We start from the raw sequence: 23,312 nt of genomic DNA, 5'->3' as shown, positions 1-23,312 counted from the left end.
TCGCTGCCTGATCGTCACTGGATGAAATTCCGTTAACACTGTCATAATCTGAACAGTGAAGTTCAGTTTATAACGGTTATGCCGATCAGAGAAAATATGCTGCTTACCGCGACAGCGCTGCTTTGACCTGGGTTTCGCGGTATTGCCGCAACTGTTCCTCGGTCAGTTTCTGCTCGGTAATTTTGATGGTCACTTTTTCCAGGTCCCCGGTGAATTTGAAGGGGACCTTGTAATCCTCACTCACCGGCGTCCCGGTATCTTCGCCGATATCCAGTGTTTCATCGAGCGACATCCGGTAGCCGACGGTTTGCGGAATTCGGCTGGAAGCCACCTTGGTGCCATCGACTGAGAGCGTCGCCTGGCCTCCTTTGCCGACGCCTCCGCCATCGTAATTGAAGTCGAGTGTGATGACGTGTTTACCGGGTTTGAGCGCTTCCTGCGAGGCGACATTAAAGCGTTTGACGCCGCACAGGTTGTAATGGAATACGGGTTTGTTATCGAGCACATACAATCCCAGTCCACAGAAGCGGCCCCCCTGTGTCATCAGCAGGCCTTCTGCGCCTGTTTCCGGGATATTCACGACGGCTGAAATGCCGAAGGATTTGTTCTTGAGGTCGGGCGCGGAACCTTCGGGGATGCGCAGCATCTCATCGTAATAGGTGAAGGTGTCTCGTCCCCGGGTGAGGCTGGGGCGGTTTTTCACGTCGAGGCGTTCGGCTTTGCTGTTGTCCAGGGGGAGGACATTGTTTTTCACCGCTTCGATATAAAACAGCCGCTGCAGTTCCTTCAGTTTTTCGGGATGCTGCGCGGCCAGATTGACAGATTCTGAAAAGTCATCAGCGATATTATAGAGCTCCCATTTGTAGCCATCGATCACATCCACCGGATCGGCCACACTGACCCAGGGGGGCGTGGTAGGCGTGGTACAGGCGACCCAGCCCTGGTCGTAGATGCCCCGGTTGGCCAGCATTTCAAAGTACTGTGTATCACGTTTCGAGGGAGCAGAGGGATCGTCCCAGGTGTAGGCCATGCTGATGCCCTGGATCGGTTCCTGGGTGATGCCGTTAATGGAATCCGGGGCGGGCAGTCCGGTGGCTTCCAGGATGGTGGGCATAATATCGATTACATGATGAAATTGAGAGCAGACGGCTCCCTTGTTTTTGATGCGTGCGGGCCAGGACATAACCATGCCGTTGCGCGTGCCTCCGAAGTGGGAGGCGACCTGCTTGGTCCACTGGAAGGGAGAGTCCATCGCGTGCGCCCAGCCGATGGGATAATGATTGAAGGTGGTGGGGCTGCCCAGTTCATCCCGACGACGATAGACTTCTTCGAAATCTTCTTTGATGTTATTGAAGAAGGTCATTTCATTGAGCAGCCCCTGTTCGCTCCCTTCGGCGCTGGCGCCGTTGTCTCCCTGGATGTAGATGACCAGGGTGTTATCGAGTTCGCCGAGATCGTCAATGGCGTCGATCACTCTGCCGAACTGATGGTCGGCGTGGGAGAGGGCTGCCGCGTAGACTTCCATCATGCGGGCATAGACTTCTTTCTGCCGTTCATCGAGTGAATCCCAGGCGGGGATGCCTTTGGAACGTTCGGTCAACCGGGTTCCCGGGGGAACGACTCCCAGTTTTATCTGGCGGTCGAGTGTTTGCTGGCGGACCTCATCCCAACCCTGATCGAACTGGCCTTTGAATTTTTTGATCCATGCTTTGGGGGCATGGTGCGGTGCATGTGCGGTTCCCGTGGCATAGTAACAGAGGAAGGGTTTGTCGGGGGCGACTGCCTGCTGCATGCGGATCCAGTTGATGGCGCGGTTGGCCATGTCCTCGTCGAAATTGTAGGTCGGGTCGTTGGCCGGGGGTTCCACGGGCCGTGTGTTTTCTACCAGGGCCGGGGTCCACTGGCTCGTATCACCGCCGACGAAACCATAGAAGTATTCAAAACCCAGTCCGACTGGCCAGAGATCAAAGGGCCCGGCCTGTGAGGTATGCCAGTCGGGCACATTATGATTCTTCCCGAACCAGGACGTATTGTAGCCGTTAAATTTCAGGATCTGGCCGATGGTCCCGCAGGATTTGCGAACCAGTGTATTGTAACCGGGATAACCCACACCGATTTCCATGATGCCCCCGGTGGAGGCGGTATGATGATTGCGGCCTGTGATCAGGGCGGCCCGGGTGGGGGAGCAGAGGGCCGTCGTATGAAACTGGTTGTAGCGCAGACCGGATTGGGCGAGGCGATCAAAGGTGGGAGTAGGGATCGGACCGCCGAAGGTGCTCGAGGCACCGAAGCCGACATCGTCGGTGAGGATCAGTAATACATTCGGCGCGCCGGCGGGTGCCTGAATTTCTGCAGGGAAGTCCTTCACAGACTCAGTCGCTTTGAGCCTGATTTTTCCTTTAAACGCCGGTTGCGAGACGGGCAGTTTGGTGCGGTTGAATTCTTCCGCCGAGGCTGGAAGGTTCAGGAACGTGATGCTGAGCAGACAGAAACAGAAGCGAAACCAGCTCATGGGATTAACTCCTCGGGCTCTTGCAGAAAGGGGATCATTGGCGGATGAATCAGTGAAGTCGTCATATCGAAGTAAAGACATACGTCAGTTGTTGAGACTTCACACTGAAACAAATCCCTGAGACAACATTTAAGAGAAGTGAGTCGTTGCCTCTGAATTCCATGTTAACCAGTGCGTGTTCAGCAGTGCAAATGAAATTTCTGTGTATAGCTTTCATTCAACGAGTTCTTCAACAGAAATCTTAAACGGGCCACATTCGGTCTATTTAAAGAGATTATTGTGTCAAAATGTCTTTTAACCGAGATTTCCCATATGGATCAGCCTGAAACCACTCCAGGCATGGACTTTCTTTGATTGTAACCACTGCGGTCCCCCGTGTCTAAAACAAAGTGATTTTTCGCCACTTTTGTTGTGCCTCTGTTGTTGAGATCCGGAAATTGCTGCCCGAGCGAATCATTTTTCAGTAGTCAACACGGTTTCTGCGCAGACTTTCTCTGTGAGGAACCCCGTTTTTCGCTATTTGATATACTTCCGCTTCACGTCATGCGTGACCGGCGGCGGAATTGCCAGTCGTGCAATCCGATCAAGAATTGCGGCGAACAATCTCCGTGGCACAGCCACTTCGGCCAGTTGAAAGAATACGTACTTGGCATGCCGGGTTACCTTGGCCCCAACCTTGACCAGCTTCTCCCGCAGCGTCGTCAGCGACCAGTTCTGTATAGGCTTGGGCAAGGCCAGCCGCCGCAGGAAATTGCCGAGGTTATAAGCTAAGGCGAACAGTTGCAACCGAGCTTGGTTGTCTTTGAACGTCCGGCAGGAGAGCTTCGTCCATCTGACGGCGTTCTTGCCTTCCTTGATCCACTGCTCGGCGGTGCCCCGACCGTTGTAGAACTTCACGACGTTCTTCGAGTGCTGGTTCAAGTTGGTCACGATGAATCCAACACGCGGGAACAGTTCGCCTGCGTGCCACTCAACTTTGGCCACCACGCGACGCGATCGCTGCCATGATTTTGCTTGATATTGGAAGCTGTGATAACAGACCTTGGGCTTGTGGGAAGGCCGTCCGACCGGACGGGTGAGCAAATGCGAGATTTCCCGCTCCAATACGGCGTTGGCTTTGAGGCGAATGGCGTAACGATAGTCTGCTTTCTCCAGCACACGATACAGCGCTGGAATGGCGAACGCCGCATCGCCGCGGAAGAACTTCGGAATGTCCAAATGCCGATACCGTTCGATCACCGGCAGTAGCACCTTCCGCCAGTATTTCGCGCTGGCCTTGTTGCCACGCCGCAGCATCGCGTACTCCAGATCACCATGCTGGTTGAACAGAAACAGCGGATGGTAACAGAGGCATGCAAAGTGGCCGTTGTAGGCCGCGCCCTGTTGCCGGCCGTAGGTCTCACTGACCGAGCTGTCCAGATCCAGGATGAGTTCTTTGAGCGGTCGCCGCCGGTGGAGGTTGTTGATCCAGCGTCCGGAGAGCTTCATCAGTGCCGTGAGATTGCGCTGCGTGCTGAGTATCTGCGTCTCGAAACGGCCCACCTCGCTGCTTGACGCCGCTTGTTTATCCGGCTGACTCGCCCTTCCGCCAACCACGTGGCGTAGCACCGGGTCCACACACAAGCGCTCAGCGTCATTGACATCTTCGTAGCCTGCCAGTCGGCTGTAGATCGACTGACGCAACAGCGGCACGAGTTGGTGCTGCTTGTTGCGGCCCGGGCGTGAATCGCTCAGCACATCTCCGCCCATTTCCGTCAGACCGAGCGCTGCATCCAGTTCCCGATAGGCCAGTAGTCCCGCATCGGTGGTGACCTGACTGCCGCAGAACTTCAGCTTCAATCGGCTGTCAAAACTGACCCGTAAATCCTGGTTTTGGCTGTCACCCATCAAGTTCCCCTGTCAGCATGGCATGAATTGGCAGAATAACCTTGTTTTGTAGGGGTGTGGCGCAAATTACGTGCCAAAGTGTAGGAAGTCATCTGGGAAATGCGGGTTTAAGCGCGCTTCCTGTTCACTGACACGCTACTCCAACTGCTCGATTTCGCATTGGTTCTCGTGTTCTCGCTGTCGAATCATCTGGCTGGTCAGTCAACAGTGACGCCAACGAAACACCATTCAACAGGCTCATCCGCGTCGGCAGAGGCGTAAAGCGGAAAACAGATGGACTCACCACGACCAAGACATTCATTGGCTTTGCCGGCATGGAAATCGGCATCGGCAGAAAGGAGTTTATTCGAGCCGAATTTCTCAAGGAGATCGTCCGGGCTAAGTGGCTTAGCGGCGAACAACTCATTGTCTTTGCTTGCGATTCCACGGACATCAAGAATATTTCCAACGCCCTCACCAGAGTCACACAGTCCGCGGACCAGATCGAGACGGCCCTGGAAGTCGGTGGGGAGTGGTTGAGAAGCAGCGATTTTTATATCTTCAAGAACTCCTTTGTAATAGTCATGCAGGCCATATTCATCGTTTTCTGGTGTAGCGTCAAATGCTTCCTGGTATTCTGCCAGACTGGTTTTGATCAAAGTCGTCAGGTCGTACTTTTCAAGTTGCGCTGCCTGGAGAGATTCAAGTGCCTCCTTAGGATCTGGTGTGTACGCAGTAGTGCAACAGTGCAAGTACCCCCCCATTTTTTTCTCCGATCATCTAGTGGAATAGAACTGCTTGAATCACTTTCTCACCCTGGTAAGAATTTACGAATCAGTGCCGCGCCCTTTGCGGAATAAGTGTGAATGTGTATAAGTAAATACAGTAGCCCCCGCGAATGACGATTCCAACCCTGATTCTCAAAAAAGGCGTTCCTATGCCCGTCTCCGATGAACTTAAGGCGCAGATTCACACGCAGTATGGCGACCAGTCTGATAAAGTGGTTCAGATTCTCGAATACTATGGGAAGGAAGACATGCACCAGGAAGTCGAACGGGTTCACGCCGCGATCCTGGAACTTGCCTCAGGCGACATCAACCGCGTCAAAGAACTCGTTCTGGAAGCCAGACGTGACTATCGCAATATTCTCTACTGGCTCACGTTCGACTCTGATGGCAATCCACCGCCATTGCCGGATTTCACCAGAGATCAATCTCCGAAGATTCCTCCCGACATTCCCGACCGGCTTCAATCTCATGATATTCTGCTCAAGATTCTGCTCCCTGCGACATCAGAGCCGCAGATAGTTGCGACCAATCCATCCCGCGAGGAGATTCGCAAACACGTCTACGCTCTGAAATGGAATGACATCACCTTTGTGACTGCGGAGATTGATCAGGATAACTGGCTCGATGGATCGGGAAGTCTCAATCCGGAGGATGGCCTCAGTGGCATGTGTTCCATCGAAGGTGTCCAGTATGTGACAGAGCAGGCCCCCGAGTCACTCGATGAGATTGTCGAACTGCTCCACTCATTTGTCCTGCGAAACGGAGCCTGGCGGACCGATATGGTCTGGACCTGAGCTACGATGAATTCTTTTTGCGTTACCTGTCTGCATCATTCATACCGACCGGCAACTGGAAAACACGATCGCCGAATTCTTCAGCCACAACTGCGCTCCTTCTTTCTAATCGGTCGCTCATTCAACCTGCAGCAGGTCGAGCAACTCCTCCGGATGGTCCACCATGTGCGTCGGCTCTTCGTTCGCCAGCAGTGTTCTGTCCTGAAAGCCCCAGGTGACCGCAATCGTCATCACCCCCGCGGCCCGGCCTTCGCGAATGTCGCTGATCGCATCGCCGATCATGTACGTCTCACCGCGGTCAAAACTGAATGCCGACCGCGCCTGCTGGATCCGGTCGCGTTTGGCTTTCGCAAAGTCCGGCCCGAGCACCCGCGCCACGACCGGCCAGCCCAGTTCATGCCGACTGAGTTCTGCTTCGACAGCTGCCGAATCGCTCGATGTGACAACGGTGATGATGTGCGATTCAGCCAGCGACCGCAGGACCGTCCCGATGCCCGGCACCAGCGGACATGTCGACGGATCCGCTTCCTGAATCTGGTAGACCAGCGATTCAAACCGCGCCCCGTTTTCTGTTGACATTCCCAGCCGACAGGCGAGGTCGGCGAACGTCAGGTTCTCAATAGTCCGAAAATCTTCGGCTGTCGGCGGCCGTCCGTCATCAAGCTCAAATTGAGCCGCCCTGCATTGTGCCAGCAACCGATCAAACGAGTCGATCACCACACCATCAAAATCAAAGTTAAGCAGCATTCCTGAACTCCATCGAGGAGAATTGTTCCCACAGTATAACTTACCTGAGCGTCATGGCGCCAGCCACAGGTTATCACAAACAAGAATCCAACCCGGAAACAAGGGTAACCCCAAATGCAATTCGGGGCGAGCAGGAAACTGACAGAGTAAACTTTCAAATACGCTAAAATATTCTCGTGAACTGAATTATTGTGTGTCTCTGTTGGCTTGCCCAACAGTGCCGCTGCTCTAAACAAATCCGACCTTACATATCCTCCCTGACGACTGAATAAACTGGACTGGACACGCCCCTGCTCCTGACCAGAATGCCTTGTTCTGCGTCGCGCGAGCAACACTACTTTTTCACGGGAACATTCAGATCCAATGCGACAGACACACCATAAAACCCGCTGGTTTCAGCACGATTTGAAAAACAACTGCTCATCGATGCACTCCGTTTTTGGTCAAGTTTTACCGCTTATTACCGCATAAAACCCGTTGCTAACCACAAATAACCAGCCCTGACCACCAGTCACGCAAAACAGAAAAAGTAGCGACTGTCTTAAAAAATCAGAAATTTATCATGTTTGCCTCCCATTTTTTCCCTTCTTTGACCATGGTGTTGAGAATGATGAGCAGTTTCCGCATGGCAGCCACGAGGGCGACCATTTTGGGCTTTCCGTTTTCCACCAGCCGTGTGTAGAACGCTTTGATCCTGGGATTGTGATTCAGGGCCGTGACAGTGGGCATGTATAACCCGTTCCGGATCCGGACTCGTCCCCCGCCAATCGTTCTTTTCCCGCGCAGAGTTCCACTGTCGCGGTTCGTGGGAGCCAGACCGATCAGCCGCGCGATCTGCTTTCGATTCAGACTTCCCAGTTCCGGAAGGTCTGAGATGAGCAGGGCCGCGGTTGTGCCGGCCACACCAGGTACCGACTGCAGGATTTCAGAACATTTACGGGATTCTTCATCCGCGTCAATCAGCTCCTTCAGTTATTTCTCGATGTGTTTGAGCTGTTTTTTATAGAACTGGATTGAATCGCTGATCATTTTGGCCACTTCCCTGTCTGGGGTGGTTTCCAGGCGGTTCTGTTCCTGGATGATCATCTTGCTGACCTGCTGCCTGCGAGCACTGAATTCCCGCATTTTCTGCTGAACCTGTGTTAAAGCTGGGGTAATCCGTGGCTGCATCACCTGGGCAAATTCCATGATCGTGTGGGCGTCAATCTGATCAGTTTTCGCCAGCCTGTTCTTGGCGCGGGCAAAGTCCCGGATCTGTCGAGGGTTGACGACGGCGACCGGAAACCCATGCTTGTGCAGACAGGCAACGAGCTTTCGTTCCAGTCCTCCCGTTGCTTCCAGACAGATCAGTTTGGGCTGAGTCTTCTGAAGCACCTTCATGAACTGTTTCATCCCGTCGTGTGTGTATTCATAAACGGAACCTTTGGGATGACCTGAAATTCTGGTATCATACTTGGATTTTGAAATGTCAATTCCGACGTGATCTGTGTTATGCTGTTGCATGCTAAGGCCCTTCCTTGCTGATACGAGCTGGTGTTGTGGCACCGCTCAGGCGACTGTACGGGTTAAGGCATGGAGAAGCGAGTGGCGATCCAGCTACGAATCGGTCTTTAAGACCAGGGGCGGACACGATCTGACACTCGCCACCAATGCTTCCCGCCTTTAAAGGCGGGAAGCATTGGCTTTGTTTGTCTATCAAAACAAAGTACTGCAGACAGTCAAGAGCAGATACAAGGGGCGGACCCGCGTGTCCGCCCGCCTGGCGACATTCTGCCGAATCAGACTTTCAACGGAACCACAAACCGCTTGTGTCAGAACCAATAAAAAACGACGTCCACTCTCACGGGCGGACACATAGGTCCGCCCCTACAGGAGAATCCACCCCCATTCTAACCAACCGCACGCACGCACCAATCTGAACATCGCGCACCAGGCAGCCCAGGTAGCGTTTATTGAATAGTTTTCAGCGTGATTATGAGGTCGACAGCGTTAGCTATGTAAGTATTCACCATGGCCGAGGGGGGCTGTTAATCATGTTTTCAGGACTTCAACAACAGAAAAGCCAGATTAGCCGCAGGGCATTAGCCACAGGTTGAAACGACTTTGCTATATCACATCCGAATTAAGAAACGCTACCTGGCGCCGACCCGCTCAGAAAGAAAAGAGTCAGCCCGGATACAATCCGGTCGGGGTGCAGCGAGCAGGTAGTCGACGTTCCCACGTTCGATTAAAAACAAACCAACCGTATTCTAGCGAATGGCGCGCTACCACCCAGATGAACCTGCATCACTACCTGCCAATGATCAGGTACTCCAGTCGTAGGGGCCGACCCATGTGTCGGCCCACCTGGCGTAGAACTGTGAATAATCAGCCACCCAGATGCACCGCCATTTTGGGATCAATACTGACCGCACACAGCAGCCCGCCCCACAACGCGCCGGGAATGCCGGGGGAGACCACGTCCTGTCCGCTCAGGTAGAGACCTTTGATCGGAGTCTTCATCCGCAGTGCATCTGACATAATACGTTTGGGAGTCACGTCGAGACCGTAGAAGGCGCCTTTCGTATGGCCGGTGATCGCTGCCGTTGCCAGCGGTGTTGCGACTTCGCGAAACACAACCAGTTCTGCGAGTCGGGGGAAATACGTTTCGAACTGTGCAAACAACGCTGCCTCGACCTGGCTTTTGAAATCGTGATAGTCTTCGCCCCGTTCTCCGGGCGGGATCGCGGCCCAGCGTGCCACGGTAGACCAGTCGGCCCAGGCGATAATTTCTCCCGTATGTTTGCGATCAGGTCCCGGATCATAGGCCGGATCTTTCAAAGAAGCGAACGAGACGAACATCGCCGGTGGTACATTGTTGGAAACGTCGGTCCAGACGGCGTCTGTTTCGCCTGTCGGATACAGCCAGTGGTTCGACTTCGTGGCACCGGCCGCTTCGATATCGCCGCAGAAACCGAGGAACAGTGAAAAATGGCAGATATTGGAGCCGAGCGCACGAATCTCATCCACCCACGCCTGCTGACCGTGACCTTCTGGTAGCAGCCGGTCCACCGTTTCCCGCGCGCCGATATTGGAAATCACTTTGTCGGCAGCGATTGCTTCGCCATCAGCAGTTGTCACACCGACGACGCGCCCGTTTTCCATCCGCAGTGCTTCCACCGTGACACCGGCATGTGCCTCGCCCCCCTGCGCTCTGATGGTCGCCAGCAGGTGTTCCGCGATCGTGGAGCCCCCTCCTGCGGGATAGAACCCTCCGCTGTCCAGATACGACCCGATGACAGACGCATGAAAGGCGAAACTGGCCGTGCCGGGACGACCGCCAAACGTACCCCACTGTGCAGAAAACGCAGCAGCCAGTTCCGGATTGTCGGTCAGTTCGCTGGTGACTTCCGCCGTGGTGCGCTCACACCAGCGCCGGATCGCCGCACGTCTCCACCATTTACTGACGGCACCGACAGCCACTGGCAGCGACCGGGCACGTATGATCGTCTCCAGTGCCTTGCGGCCAGCCTGGATCGCCTGAAACCAGCCTTCGATCGCAGCGCCTTCATCTGGAAAATGTTCCTTCAGATCAAGTTTCTGGGCTTCGGTCGGACGTGACAATTGAATCGGGGGAGCGTCACCAATATGCAGCGTGTCGTAGACCGTTCCCATCGGCGCCAGTTCAATAGGCGTATCGGTCAACCAGTCTAAAATGGCTTTCTCACGTTGATCCGGACCCATGGCGGCAAGATAGTGTATCCCGGCAGTCCATCTAAAACCGTCACGAGAAAAATTATGAGTCTGTCCACCAAGTGATTCATACTGTTCCAGCAGCAGCACCCGGTGTCCCAGACGCGAGAGGGCGGCTGCCGCTACCATCCCCCCCATACCGGAACCGATCACAATTTCATCCCAGGCAGATCGAGTGCTGGCCATGGTTGTTACACCTTTGATTTCTCGTGATGTTGGAACCCAACAGAAAAATGAATGCCGCGTTTTACTGCATGTCACGCCACGCCAAGGTCTTGAATAAATCGAGCCGTTGGAACAACCTCATCATCGTCGACACCAAGTTGTTCGACAATTATTTCTTTGACGATGGAAAACACACTGTCATAGTCGGTTTCAGTGGGGGGATTCGTTGCGATAGTAAGTCCAACAATCCGTTTCGTGATCTCTGCAAATGTTATATATCCCTCTGGTGTTCTGCTGCGCAATCCAATCGTGAGCCAATGAAGAATAATGCCAAAAGCAATGGTTGCCAGCCAGATCAAAATCAGTATTTCAACGTGCCAGGGGAAAAATGACATCAAGACGATCGGGAAACTCAGCACGACCCCGACCAGAGTTTTCCGCAACCAGGCAGGTCGCCGCAGTTGACGCGGTGTTGTTTTCAGTAACTCGGGGAGTCGTTGCCAAAGCCGTTTTCGATCAGAGTCCTCCAGTACGGTTTCGACATTATCTCGCGGGCGAAATCTCAGGTCAGGATCATTTCGGATGTCGCGTACGAGACATCGCAGCGAGAGAAAACAGGTCAACGAAGGGCAATTCATTGTATTAACAGCGTAAATGCGATCGAGGCAATACCTGACCAGGTCGTCAACAGTGCGTATTTCTGAATAGACGGAGTCCGGTATTGTGATGCCGAATCTGTCTTCAATCTCCATTACGAGCTCAATGGTGTCAAGACCCATGATTCAAGCACTTAATGACCGAGGTGAGAAAAGAAACGATTTATGTTCGGTGCCTCGTCCTTAATATTACAATTTGCGTAGTACGGCGCCAATTCCTTACCAGAATGAATTGCAGACGACAGGATAGTGGAAATATTCGATGAACTGGAACATGGGATTCATCGTTCTCTTCAGACCAATATTTCAAAGCCCCTGCCGGAATGCTATCATATCCCCCAGCTGGAATCACCCTCTTCCTTAAGGCGGCCCGCCCATGTTTCGCAAGCTGATGGAAAAACTGAAAAGCTTATCCACCGAGAGCAGTCCCCCCTTCGATCCGGCGACCCTCGATGATCCGGTCGCTTTGAAAACAGACTGGTCCCCGCTCAAAGGGGGCGGGACGAACTTCTGTACGCAGAAGCTGGTCCAGATCTCACCCCACCGCTATGAGTTCCGAGCCGCGGCCGGAGCCATCTGCTTTTACCTGATCTTCCTGATTCTCGGTCTGGTCGTCTCAGGGGTTGGCCTCTTTCAGATCCTCCAGAGCGGAAAAATCTTCACCGCAGGCTCCCTGATCATGGGGGGAGTCGGCCTGGTATTCGCGCTGGTCGGCGGCCTGATGCTCTATTTCGGTACTCGACCAGTCGTCTTCGACAAGCAGCACAACTGTTTCTGGAAAGGCAAGGTCCCGGCTGACGAATTGATCTACGCCACCGCGAATGAACTGCTGATGCCGTTCGACCAGATCCATGCGATCCAGTTAATCAAAGAGTATGTCAGCAGCGACAACAGTTCTTATTACAGTTATGAAATGAATCTCGTCTCCCGGGACGGCGTCCGCACCAACGTCGTCGATCACGGCGACCTGGATAAGATCCACGCAGACGCCAACACCCTGGCCGAGTTCCTGGAAGTCCCCATCTGGAACGGGATCTAAGCGGCAGCCTTACACGGAGGTGTGTGCGACTGTTGGCTTGTCCAACAGTGTTAAGCTCTCACTCTCAACAACATCGTCATCCGTCTAGGCAGCTGGCTGCCAGGTGACCGCAGTATTCGCTTTCTGGAAATCAATCGACTCAGCAGGTTGGAACCTGCTGGAGACTTCTCCCGCCGCTTCCATATCCGCGGCCAGATTGAACATGCGGACGGAGGCGCCCTCGCTCAGGTCCAGGTTGTCCAGGTTCACCCAGATCACGTTAGGCATGTCGCAGAACTCGAAGAAGTAACGTTTGTTTGTGCAGTCACCAATCGTCCGCCAGATTGTTGCCGCGATATTGGGCCGCTCGGGATCATTGGCACCCAGTGGAGTCGCCATGTTGCGGATCACACTCAGGACTCCCGCGACCGCCGCCTGGTATGACTCTGGTTGTTCGGGCAACTTGGTCAGGTAGAATGCGCCGCGCGCGAAGCGGTCCTCGGCCTCCATGGTCCCGGGAATCGGCTTTTTGCCACCAAGCCCCTCATATTGCTTTAACAGGACCAGTTGCTCGTCATAGATGGGCGAGTTCGTCAGCACGGTGTGTTCCGGTCCGTGGTGAATGCGAGGCGTGCCGTCAAGGATCTCGATGATCGCTGAGTCACCGGTGGCGTCGGAAAGCGACAGATGCAGCGGTGCGTCGGCCTTGACGCCCTGGTGCACCAGTTCGAAGGGCTGAACCTGCCAGGCCCTGGCTGCTGCGACTGCTTCGGCAACCGTCGCGCAGGTATCGAGTAAATACTGAACCCAGAGGGCAATCGAAATCCCGGGCAGGGAAGGATCCCGCTGGCCGAAGTTGGACTCGGCCAGATAGAGCAGATTGCCGTTTAAGCCTGCCTCGTTGATACCATCGGCGGTCGCACAATCCCATGATATCGTGACCACGCTGCCATAGCGGGAAGTCCACTTGAGGGGGGTCTCGTCAACCAGCCCGTCCCGCTCGATCCCCTTCGGCATCGCATACAGTTTGGTTCCCATGCGGGCGGTCCAGTCCATGTTCCGTCCGACAAGCACGGGCTGTCCGTTGGCCTTCCACTGGATTCGCGAACACATTGGTCTCTCCTGACAATTTTTGAATTATGATGTGAGAGTCACGAAGGAGTGTCGTTTTCCGATACGACCATCATTGTCATTCGATGAATATTGAAAGTCAACAAATAAACCCCCGCTTCCCACACGCACGGAGTCACTACCAGATCGCTGGCGATTCACTTTCATTGAGTGGAATCATGTAGGGGCCTACCCATGTGTCGGCCCGCCTGGCAGGGAACGAAAAAGAGTAAACGTGAAACGGGTCAGTGAATCTTCTCGGTTCCCCGTGCAGTGTACGCCATTAGCCGCAGGGCGTTAGCCCCGGTTGAAAGCTACAACAAAAAGAGAACGCGACAAAGATTAAACACGTTCCAATCACAGCAACCGTAGGGGCCGACCCATGTGTCCGCCTGCCTGGCGGGGGACGATGACAGTATCAACGCCGAATGGAATCGTTATAATATCACTATAAAACAGGAGAATATGAAGTAGGAAATGAAATGGTGTGTGCTACTGTTGGCTTGCCCAACAGTGCTGTAACCTGACGTATTGCAACCGAGAATACCAGATGATCTTTCGTTTGACCCACAAGCTGAATCAGAAACTCAAAACCGGTTCGCTGGATCACCAGGCCCTGGATCAGAATCCTTTTGCAGACTGGTCCTGCCGCCTGTTCTCGGCTGACCGTCGTCAATATATTCTGCTGAGCAATACCTGTTCGTTGTATTCCTGCGTGATGCCCGGCAAGGGGGCTCCGGATGCGGAGACCTTCGTGGAAAACGCACTGGACTGCCTGCGGGATTTTACCGCCGACGATGCCCACCAGTGGGCGTTCAGAAATTTCATTGACCCCGACCGGGAAACCGTCCACTTCAGCAAGGCCTTGAACCGTTCGGTGACCACTTCGATGAATCAGCTGGTCGAATGCGCCCAGGACCTGATGATCGACAACCGGCTGCCGCCCCACGAGGTCGGCTATCGGCTGAATGACCACCTGTTATCATGCATCGCTGCCACAAAGTCAGACGGGTACGCCACACCCCGGGACGCGTTCCAGAGAATGGTGGATGCGAAGCAGGCGGACCAGTAAACCTTTCCTTTTCCCCACGCAGTGTACGCCATTAGCCCCGGTTGAAAGCTCCAACAAAAAGAGAACGCAACAAAGAGCAAACACATTCCTACCACAACAGTCGTAGGGGCCTACCCATGTGTCGACCCGCCTGGCAGGGAACGAAAAAGAGAAAACGTGAAACGGGACCAGTAAAACTTCCCCACAGAAAGGGTCAGATCGAATGCAATTCGATCAAAGCGCAACGAGCAGGAGGTCGCAGCTACCACGATTGATAAAGTGCAAAGCCACCAACCTCCACCGCATCCGGGTGGCACAGTTGGCTTGTCCAACTGTGATAAAATCAAAGCCCTTCACCACAGAACGGAGAGTGGTTCCGGGCACAACAGTCGCAGGGTCAAAGTCCCACCTGTTCTCGAAGGTGGCTGACATCGAGGCCACAATAATCAGCTTGATCAAACAGTTCGCGCGCGTATTCGCGATCCGGTTCAACGCCATCACCGGTCGCGAAGATCATGGCAAGGCCTGCCATGGCGGATGGATTGCCAACGTCGGCGGCCCGTTCATACCATTTGACCGCTTCTGTCATATTCCGGGGAATTCCCCGTCCGGTCGCGTTAAAGGCACCGAGATTATACATGGCCCGCGGATGTCCCGCTTCAGCAGCGCGTTGACAGGCAGCAAAGGCCCGTTCTTCGTCGACGGGAACGTCAAGACCATTCGCATAATGCACATAGATTTCAAACAGGGCGTCTAAATTGCCGAGATCAGCCGCGCGTTGTTGCAGTTCAAATCCCGCTCCTGGCGAGGCAGCCACTCCGAAGCCATGCGTCGTGAGTAATGCGAGCAGGTAAACTCCCTCGGCGTTGGCGGGATCAGAGTCAACACTTTCGGAAACATACTGAAAAGCCTGCTGTTGTTCGGATTCTGTTGCCGTCTCGCGTTTAAAGAACCAGCGCATCCGGGCCAGTTCCAGTTGCGCGTTGTCAACATTGGCAGCAACGGCTGTCCCCAATGCTTCCTCGGCAGCGGACAGGTCCGGTTCGCCGAAATCGGGATAAGCGTACCACCAGGCAAGAGTGACCCACGCGCTGGACAGTCCCTGTTGTGCAGCCGTTTTGTAAGCCGTGGGAATCTTTGTTGCGCGATCGATCGTCAGGATGCCCAGCATCATGTCCCCACGCGCAATTTGGGTACGCGTTGTATCGGCCCAGGCGACGAGTTGTTCAGCAACAGCCAGCGATGCCGGCTCTTGCAGCAGAACGTCGATGTCAAGGTGGTCACTCATTGCGATCATTTGGCCGGATAATGGGATTGAAACGGGTTGATTTCAGTATCAAACAGTGTGAGTTGAATGAATGCAGTGTCATTAGTTAAGAGCGGGTTGTCAAGAAAAAATGAATAGTCCCGCTACACATCACTCAAGCACCGTGTGCCACAGTTGGCTGGTCCAACTGTGATGGAACAAGCGTCACACCTCAATCTAAAAAATCAATTCGGGGTCTGATCCCTTTCCATCGCAGGTCAGGCATTGGCGTTGCACTGTTTCATTTTTCGTTTGAGTAAGATGACAGCGACGATAAATCCTGCCAATCCGCCAGCGTAACCAAAATTATGAATCGTCCCCACGATCGCAAAACGCTTGAGCGTGGTTCCGGAAAATTGTTTTTCAAACCCCATGAATTCCTGAGTATCAAATACATAGAAATTCAGGTATCCCACGACGCCACCCAGCATACCCGCCCCCACGGCACAGCAGACAATGATCACGAAACCCTGCAGCATATCGCGATGGGCCGTTTGTAAATCATCACTGAAAAAACGAATGCGCCCGAGAAACCAGCCGGAAAAAAATCCCACCCACCAGGTCGCCAGGAATCCGATGATGCCCACAAACAGTCGCTCCGGCAAATGAAAATCCGCATAACGAAACTGCTGGAATTTGAAATCGGTGAAATATTCAGGCGAGATCGTAAAGCTGATCTGATCATGAATCATCCCGTAGAGTCCGGCAAGCATCGCACCATACAACAGGTACGGCAGAATTTTGCGAACGTTTCTGATTCGGGGAACAATCCAGTTCATTTCAGTTCTCGCTGGGTGGCACAGCAAGGTTCAGCCAGCATCCGGGTGGCACAGTTGGCTTGTCCAACTGTGAAAATCGCATAGTGCATAGTGTCGGGGTCTGTCCCTTTTCCGTTCCAACCTCTCATCAATTCGCGATCAGTAATTCCAACAGGCTGAGGACGGTCGTCCCCTCGCTGTTGTAAGGTTTCTCGAATACCGTTTCATGATCGACAGAATAGACCAGCGGGTTCGAAGAATCCTGCGGGTTGTCTCCAATCAGATAGAAGTAATGGGCGTCCGCCCCGAAGGGGATGAATTGAGCAGTATCGACCGCTGTGAAGTCAGCTTGCCAGTCAGGGTAGAAGCTGCCGTTCATCGCGAATTCGAAGTCATGGCACCACACCAGCACAGAATCCTGGATTTGAGTATCAGTCATTTCAGCAGCATCGGTCCCTGCATGCCGTCCACGAAAACGGATTTCGGATGAACGAAAAGTGCCGGTGGGCCACTTGATCTGTTGTGTCAGGATTTCGACAGCGGATTGACCCGTCGGTTCAGCCGGCAGCCCACCGAGCCGGATAATCTGCTCGCGAAGTTCGCCGTTCAGGAGCGTCGTCGCAGACCCCCAGTTCACATCCGCCGCCGCCTGCCGTCGCTGTGATTCAATTTCCTGAGCCCGCCGCTCCCGCTCACGCTGAGCCGCTTGACGTCGCCGTTCTTTATCTGATGGCATGGAGCGCCTTCTTCTAAAATGCGGTGAAAACAGCATTGTGTTTTCAAAGTGGACGAAGTGACTTATTGTGAGTGGTTATCGCCAGAATTGCCACCATTTTATGGTGGGTGAAATTTCAGACTCTTCCCAACTGCCATCGGCGCGACGAACAGCCTTCAAGTTGCCAATAATGATTTCTGTGCCTGCTGCATGATCAATCAGTTCCAGCAGATCAGGGGCAAACCAGAATGCAGAATCAAGATCTTCAATGAACACATTGATGGCATAATCTTCTCTGGTTTCACCAATCACTTCCACACCAGTCACGGAAGGTGTCGTCTCCCCATAAACCTGCCCACTCTTACCGGCAAGTCGTCTCTCATCAGTTTCCGGCGTTGATAAAACGCGGACATGATCCCCAAATGTGATATTCATTTTTTACTCGTAGCTGATGAACGATTTCGGGGACTACCGCTTTTTCCTTTTTCTAATTGCATACGTTTACTCGTTGATAGTACGCAAGAAAGCACCTATGCTACCCACTGTGTTACAGATGTTCAACATGTTGGGGTGTGATTCTGACAAGTGTCAATAAGCTGGGTTGATAATTGGTGCGCAACAAAGTTGAGCACCAAACATGTAGGGACTGTTCACGGTTTGCGAGAAGAACTGAAGTTCCTCAGAAATAGCAGGCTCTCTCAAAAGAGGAACTTTTTACTTTTGAAAAGGTTAAACCAATGGCTGGTTTTAATAATCTATTGATAGTGAATGTCACTGATAAGATCATCGGTATTTGCTTACTCTTCATCTGCGGGCTTATGTTCTCTTGCGGCAAGGTCGATCCCCCAGCAGATCCGCCGGGTGAAACTCGACCACAAAAAAAACTCACAAGCAGGGAGAATCAGGACCTTAAAGATTCCCAGTCACTCCCTGCCGAAAGTCAATCTCCGAAATTTGATGCCAATCAGCCCGAGTATTTGAACCCCGCGTGGATCGAATACCAACTCGATCAAATTGGCATTGATCGCTTGATTGAGGAATACAATAAAGAATCTGACCCGAACACCCAAACGATCAAAGCTGCGCTGAATCTTTCAAAACATATTTTGCGCGACCATCCCGAGGCATTGAGAGAACAGCTTCAAGCCAGGTTACTGGACCGACCGGAGCCCGTTTTTAAACCATTTCAGACTCTACCACACAATCGAGTTCAGTTCCGTTCTGAATGGCCCACTTTCAATCAAACCGACGGTCCTTTAATGTGGACTCTTGCAGGACACACAAGATCAATCAATTGTGTGGCGATAACGCCTGATGGGAAACAAGCCATTTCTGGTGCAAGTGACAATACGTTGAAAGTATGGGATCTCAAGACTGGCGAGCTGGTCCGAACTCTCAAAGGGCATTCCAGCGGGGCTAATTGTATCGCGATTATCCCAGATGGAAAACAGATTATTTCAGGCTCAGACGATGAAACGCTGAAGCTGTGGGATCTCGCCAGTGGAAAGCTACTTAAAACATTTGAAGGACATACTCGTGCAGTCAATGCCGTGGCAGTAACTCCAGATGGAAAGCAAGCTGTTTCCGTATCAAATGATAGAACATTAAAAGTCTGGGATATTCAAAGTGGAAAACTGCTCCGAACACTTAAAGGACATTCAAGTCTGGTGGATTTTATAAAAATAACGCCCGATGGTAAACAGGCCATTTCTGGTTCGTTTGATGAAACACTAAAAGTGTGGGACCTCAACAGTGGAAAAGAACTCCGCACAATCAATACTCACAGTTTTCGCGTAGCGGTGACACCAGATGGAAGCCAGGCTATTTCCAGTCCACAGGAAAATACGCTGGAAGTGTGGGATCTCAAGAACGGAAAGCTGCTTAAAACACTTGAGGGACATACTGGGCCGGTCAGTTGTTTGACAGTGACTCCAGATGGGAAGCGAGTTATTTCAGGTTCGCTGGACACAACGTTGCAAGTATGGGATCTGAATAGTGGAAAGCAACTCCAGACACTTGAAGGACATGCGCATCATGTGAACTGTCTGGCGGTGACACCAGATGGCAGCCAGGTTGTTTCAGGTTCAACCGATGATACGCTGAAGGTGTGGAAGCTGACAAAGGGCAAGATGCCTTGGACACCAAACGGTCATCTTCAGACTGTCTATTGCGTGGCCATCACTCCTGATGGCAGTCAGTTCATTTCAGGTTCATGGGACACAACTTTAAAAGTGTGGGATTTAGATGACGGAAAACTTCTCCAAACTCTTGAAGGCCATAACGATTCTGTTCTTTGCGTAGCGATCATGCCCGAGGGAAAGCAGGCCGTTTCCGGTTCCTTTGACAGAACACTCAAAATGTGGGACTTGTCCAACGGAACACTTCTGCAAACCCTGAAAGGACATGCTCACTCGGTAAGATGCGTAGCAATCACACCCGATGGGAAGAAAGCCGTTTCAGGTTCGATTGACGAAACGCTAAAAGTGTGGGATCTGGCAAAGGGAGAGATACTTCAGTCACTCGAAGGACATACCGGATACGTATTGTGCGTAGCGATCATGCCCGAGGGAAAGCAAGCCATTTCCGGTTCATTTGACACAAGCCTGAAAATCTGGGATCTGGCCAGCGGGAAGTTACTCGGATCTCTCGAAGGGCATACTGGTGTGATCAACTGTGTGGCATTGACTCCCAATGGAAAACAGTGCATTTCTGGTTCATCAGATAATACACTGAAAGTGTGGGACGTGGCCAACAGGAAGCCACTTCAAACGCTCAAAGGGCATTCTGAAGAGATCAATTGCGTGGCGATAATGCCGGACGGGAAGCATGCGATTTCCGGTTCGAATGATAAATCGCTAAAAATGTGGGATCTCGCTAGCGGAAAGGCGATCGCAACATACAGGTTCGATGATGTCGTCACTAGTCTTTCGATCAGTCCCAATGGCGACACTTTAATCGTTGGCGATAAAGCTGGTCGAGTCCACAAGTTGAAAATACTAATGGCTGAAAAGAGGCGAAAAAAATAAGGGTTTAAGTCTGCTCTTTGGAAATGGTCATGCACGGCAACAAAATCAGGTTGTTATGCGTGAGGTTCCCAGCACAATCTCTCGGGGGGAGAACAAGGGAGCAAGTCTCATTAAGCACAACCGCCTACGGCAGTGGGACATCATGGAACACCAGTTCGCGGCGGTTTTTTGAATCGCCGAAGGTAAAACGCAGCACAACCGTTTCAGCAGGCTGGAACTTGCCGGACAAGGTAAAGGAGTAGACCTTGGACTGCTGCTCATTCAGATCCTGGGGCAATCCGACCGGGAATGTGGCAGCGCGCAGCCGCGGGGAATTGCAATCCATTTCGGCGATGCCACTGCTGTGGCTCCCAACCACGCGACCGTTCGATTCAATTCGGACTTTGCCGACCAGCGCTTTGCCCTCCACCGTTTCCGCGTTGAAGCCCCACGATTCGTCTTTGTCTGTGAGTTTTTCGATGACAGCGACGACGCGCATCCAGGGCACCGCGTTGTTGCCCGGAGCACGGCCGCCATCGTCAATCAGCGCTTGCGAATCAACAAAAGCAATCCCTTTGGTGATGCCCAGCAGCGAAACGCGATAGTCCCTGTTTTGCTGCGCCGATTTGAACGTGTTAATCTCTGATTTCCGCGTCTCTTCTTCGGCATGCGTGAATACGGAAGCCGCACCTGCGACAACCGCGACAATAACGAAGGTGAGGTGTCGATTCATCGTCTGTCTCCTTTACGAGTCTGCTGCGGTTTCGATCACCGGTGGAGCGAAGCGAAGAAGCATTTAGAATAGGATTAACGTGACGCATCAACGTGTTTTTGAAAGTTGGCTACACCAGTTGGTTTGATGTCAAATCCTATTGTACTGAAGTCCCCCTTGGCTTCGAAGACCTTTTGCCATTCAGTTGAGCCGAAATGGAGATTTCGAGAATAGGATGTACCGACCCCTCCTGATGGGGAAACAGTGATTGTTTCGATCTCATTGAGATAGAAATTCGGTTCTCCTGTAACTGATCCAGACGTTTTGGATTGGATATTTACCGGGACCTGCATTGTCAGTTGATAGCGGTCACCGAAGTAGGCGACAGAATTAAACAACGGACTCTCTTTACCGTAGGTGATGTAATGATGGCACTCATCGAATAGTTCGTCCATCTGCCGGGCGGGCTGAATCTGTGAAACGCCGTTGGCAGCAAAATCCTGGTGGTTACGATTTTGAAATGCTGTTGTAAATAGAGTCACCCAGTACAAAACAAACAGGAGTACAACAGATAAAGGGGCGGCAATGATGCCTACTAATATCGCACGGGGAAGACGGAGAAAGAATAGAGCGACGCCGGTTACGAAAACGCATCCTGCGAGACCGAACAAAAAGAGTCCCAGCGTGTCGGTGTTACCGAATCGGTTCGACACCAACTCAAATGAGATGAACCCCATGGCTGCTCCAAACACGATCAGTGCCATGGCAGCCGTGGATCGCAGGAGAGACCTTTGCATGGCCGATCCCGGTTTCGCAGGGAGTATTTCGATTTGATTTGTGCTCGACTCCGGCATTCGATTGATCGGCAAAATACGTTGTTATGTGATTTTAGCTCCCAACCTGGAATGGTTCAAAAGCCCTATCATCAAGCCAAAACCCCTTCCAGTAAATGATCCTCATCCGCCGGGCCAATCAACCGCTGGTCCAACCCCTGGTAGGGCACCTTCATCTTCCGCGCGTCTAACCCGGTCAGGTGCAGGATCGTTGACTGCAGGTCGCGGACGCTGGCTTTCTTTTCGGCGACGAAGTAGCCGAGTTCGTCGGTTTCGCCGTATGACACGCCGCCCTTGATGCCGCCGCCGGCCATCCAGATCGTGTAGCAGTGCGGGTGGTGGTCGCGGCCCAGGAAGGTGGAGCCGTTGCGGGCTTCGTTCATTGAGGTGCGGCCGAATTCGCCGCTCCAGACGATCAGCGTTTCATCCAGCAGGCCCCGCTGCTTGAGGTCGGTAATCAACGCGTACAGCGGGCGGTCGATGTCCTTGGCCTTGTTCGGCACCGCGGTGATCAGGTCGTTCCCCTTGCCTGTGCCGTGCATGTCCCAGCCGTAGTCGAACAGCTGGATGAACCGCACGCCCCGTTCCACCATCCGGCGGGCCAGCAGGCAGTTATTCGCAAACGAAGCCGTCCCGCCGGTTGTGCCGTAGAGTTCGTGCGTCGTTTTAGTTTCGCTGGAGAGATCGACGGCTTCGGGAACCGACATCTGCATGCGGAACGCGAGCTCGTACTGGTTGATGCGGGTCAGCGTTTCCGGGTTGCCGAACTGCTTGAGCTCGAATTCATTCAGCTTCTTCAGCGCATCCAGGCTCCGCCGACGGACCTCCCGGTTGATCCCTTTCGGGTTCGAGACGTACAGAATCGGATCGCCGCTGGTCCGGCACTGCACCCCCTGGTAGACGGACGGCAGAAAGCCGCTCCCCCACAGGCTCTTCCCGCCACTCGGATCGCTGCCGCCGCTGAGCAGCACCATGAACCCGGGCAGGTTTTTGTTTTCCGAACCGAGACCGTAGGTGATCCAGGAACCCATCGAGGCCCCGCCGAAACGGGGGGCACCGGTATACAGGAACAGCTGGGCGGGCGCGTGGTTGAACTGATCGGTGTGCATCGACTTGATGACGGCCACATCGTCGGCGACCTTCTGGAAGTTCGGGAGCAGCTCGCTCATCCAGGTGCCGCCCTCGCCGTACTGTTTGAATTTGTAGGGTGTCCCCAGCATTTTGGGATGCCCCTTGATGAACGGGAAGCCGCGGCCTTTCAGGAACGAATCGGGGCAGGGCTGCATGTTGCGTTTGACCAGCTCCGGCTTATAGTCGAAGAACTCCTGCTGCGGAGGCGAACCGGCCATGTGCAGGAAGATCACGTGCTTGGCTTTCCCCGGGATGCGGAACGGCGGCGTGTCGGTCTGCTCCGGTGTGTTCGCGGCGGCGCTGTTGTTCTCGGCGAGCATGGCGCCCAGGGCGATCGAACCGATGCCGGTCGAGCCTTGCGCGAGAAAGTGGCGGCGGGTTACCGCCTGCAGTTGCTGTTGTCTGATATTCAT

Annotated in this window: 18 protein-coding genes and 1 pseudogene; 4 read left to right on the top strand and 15 right to left on the bottom strand. The window is 53.2% G+C overall.

Translation table 11 applies throughout. The features are described from left to right. Nucleotides 1–103: 103 nt before the first annotated feature. From Enr10x_RS17850 to Enr10x_RS17840, 3 genes are all read right to left on the bottom strand, one after another. Complete coding sequence (locus Enr10x_RS17850) at nucleotides 104–2,512, bottom strand: arylsulfatase (RefSeq protein ID WP_145450870.1); 2,409 nt, start codon at nucleotides 2,510–2,512, stop codon at nucleotides 104–106. 516 nt (nucleotides 2,513–3,028) lie between these two features. Beyond that, nucleotides 3,029–4,399 (bottom strand): IS1380 family transposase, encoded by a 1,371-nt coding sequence (locus Enr10x_RS17845; RefSeq protein WP_145104163.1) that lies wholly within the window; start codon nucleotides 4,397–4,399, stop codon nucleotides 3,029–3,031. Between the two features lie 197 nt (nucleotides 4,400–4,596). Continuing rightward, entirely contained in the window at nucleotides 4,597–5,130 is a 534-nt protein-coding gene (locus Enr10x_RS17840; RefSeq protein ID WP_145450869.1) for a hypothetical protein, read from the bottom strand. Between the two features lie 146 nt (nucleotides 5,131–5,276). On the opposite strand from Enr10x_RS17840, the gene Enr10x_RS17835 reads away from it, so the two are divergent. Then, on the top strand, nucleotides 5,277–5,960 hold the full coding sequence (locus Enr10x_RS17835; RefSeq protein WP_145450868.1) for a hypothetical protein: 684 nt from the start codon (nucleotides 5,277–5,279) through the stop codon (nucleotides 5,958–5,960). Nucleotides 5,961–6,077: 117 nt separating this feature from the next. Here the strand turns inward: Enr10x_RS17835 and Enr10x_RS17830 are convergent, their stop codons facing one another. From Enr10x_RS17830 to Enr10x_RS17810, 4 genes and pseudogenes are all read right to left on the bottom strand, one after another. Beyond that, on the bottom strand, nucleotides 6,078–6,707 hold the full coding sequence (locus Enr10x_RS17830; protein WP_145450867.1) for an HAD family hydrolase: 630 nt from the start codon (nucleotides 6,705–6,707) through the stop codon (nucleotides 6,078–6,080). Between the two features lie 549 nt (nucleotides 6,708–7,256). Further along, nucleotides 7,257–8,210: pseudogene (locus Enr10x_RS30775) on the bottom strand (IS110 family transposase). Nucleotides 8,211–9,074: 864 nt separating this feature from the next. Beyond that, nucleotides 9,075–10,625: a phytoene desaturase family protein gene (locus Enr10x_RS17815; RefSeq protein WP_145450864.1), complete on the bottom strand. Its 1,551-nt coding sequence runs from the start codon at nucleotides 10,623–10,625 to the stop codon at nucleotides 9,075–9,077. 71 nt (nucleotides 10,626–10,696) lie between these two features. Further along, a complete protein-coding gene (locus tag Enr10x_RS17810; RefSeq protein ID WP_145450863.1) occupies nucleotides 10,697–11,383 on the bottom strand; it encodes a phosphopantetheine-binding protein in 687 nt (228 codons plus the stop codon). A 253-nt stretch (nucleotides 11,384–11,636) separates the two neighbouring features. Between Enr10x_RS17810 and Enr10x_RS17805 the strand changes: the two genes are divergently transcribed. Beyond that, nucleotides 11,637–12,299, top strand: coding sequence for a hypothetical protein (locus Enr10x_RS17805; RefSeq protein WP_145450862.1), 663 nt, complete (start codon nucleotides 11,637–11,639; stop codon nucleotides 12,297–12,299). An 84-nt stretch (nucleotides 12,300–12,383) separates the two neighbouring features. Here Enr10x_RS17805 and Enr10x_RS17800 read toward each other — a convergent pair whose 3' ends face one another. Beyond that, entirely contained in the window at nucleotides 12,384–13,391 is a 1,008-nt protein-coding gene (locus Enr10x_RS17800; RefSeq protein ID WP_145450861.1) for a linear amide C-N hydrolase, read from the bottom strand. Nucleotides 13,392–13,938: 547 nt separating this feature from the next. Here Enr10x_RS17800 and Enr10x_RS17795 point away from each other — a divergent pair. Further along, nucleotides 13,939–14,460, top strand: a complete 522-nt coding sequence (locus Enr10x_RS17795) for a DUF6933 domain-containing protein (RefSeq protein ID WP_145450860.1) — start codon at nucleotides 13,939–13,941, stop codon at nucleotides 14,458–14,460. Nucleotides 14,461–14,836: 376 nt separating this feature from the next. Here Enr10x_RS17795 and Enr10x_RS17790 read toward each other — a convergent pair whose 3' ends face one another. From Enr10x_RS17790 to Enr10x_RS17775, 4 genes are all read right to left on the bottom strand, one after another. Next, complete coding sequence (locus tag Enr10x_RS17790) at nucleotides 14,837–15,727, bottom strand: tetratricopeptide repeat protein (RefSeq protein WP_197997263.1); 891 nt, start codon at nucleotides 15,725–15,727, stop codon at nucleotides 14,837–14,839. A 236-nt stretch (nucleotides 15,728–15,963) separates the two neighbouring features. Beyond that, entirely contained in the window at nucleotides 15,964–16,524 is a 561-nt protein-coding gene (locus Enr10x_RS17785; protein WP_145450858.1) for a hypothetical protein, read from the bottom strand. 127 nt (nucleotides 16,525–16,651) lie between these two features. Beyond that, entirely contained in the window at nucleotides 16,652–17,239 is a 588-nt protein-coding gene (locus tag Enr10x_RS17780; protein WP_145450857.1) for a hypothetical protein, read from the bottom strand. A 75-nt stretch (nucleotides 17,240–17,314) separates the two neighbouring features. Then, a complete protein-coding gene (locus tag Enr10x_RS17775; RefSeq protein ID WP_145450856.1) occupies nucleotides 17,315–17,653 on the bottom strand; it encodes a hypothetical protein in 339 nt (112 codons plus the stop codon). Between the two features lie 302 nt (nucleotides 17,654–17,955). Between Enr10x_RS17775 and Enr10x_RS17770 the strand changes: the two genes are divergently transcribed. Then, complete coding sequence (locus Enr10x_RS17770; RefSeq protein ID WP_145450855.1) at nucleotides 17,956–20,244, top strand: WD40 repeat domain-containing protein; 2,289 nt, start codon at nucleotides 17,956–17,958, stop codon at nucleotides 20,242–20,244. A gap of 124 nt (nucleotides 20,245–20,368) precedes the next feature. Here the strand turns inward: Enr10x_RS17770 and Enr10x_RS17765 are convergent, their stop codons facing one another. The 3 genes from Enr10x_RS17765 to Enr10x_RS17755 all read right to left on the bottom strand — a co-directional run bounded on the left by Enr10x_RS17765 (nucleotide 20,369) and on the right by Enr10x_RS17755 (nucleotide 23,312). Continuing rightward, entirely contained in the window at nucleotides 20,369–20,956 is a 588-nt protein-coding gene (locus Enr10x_RS17765) for a hypothetical protein (RefSeq protein WP_145450854.1), read from the bottom strand. Between the two features lie 74 nt (nucleotides 20,957–21,030). Next, the gene (locus Enr10x_RS17760) at nucleotides 21,031–21,732 is read right to left on the bottom strand and encodes a hypothetical protein (protein WP_145450853.1); all 702 of its coding nucleotides are present in this window, start codon (nucleotides 21,730–21,732) and stop codon (nucleotides 21,031–21,033) included. 128 nt (nucleotides 21,733–21,860) lie between these two features. Continuing rightward, nucleotides 21,861–23,312, bottom strand: coding sequence for a DUF1501 domain-containing protein (locus Enr10x_RS17755; RefSeq protein WP_145450852.1), 1,452 nt, complete (start codon nucleotides 23,310–23,312; stop codon nucleotides 21,861–21,863).

The organism is Gimesia panareensis, assembly GCF_007748155.1.
Lineage (GTDB): Bacteria > Planctomycetota > Planctomycetia > Planctomycetales > Planctomycetaceae > Gimesia > Gimesia panareensis.
Note: the sequence above shows the minus strand (reverse complement) of the source record. Positions and strands in the feature narration are given on the sequence as shown.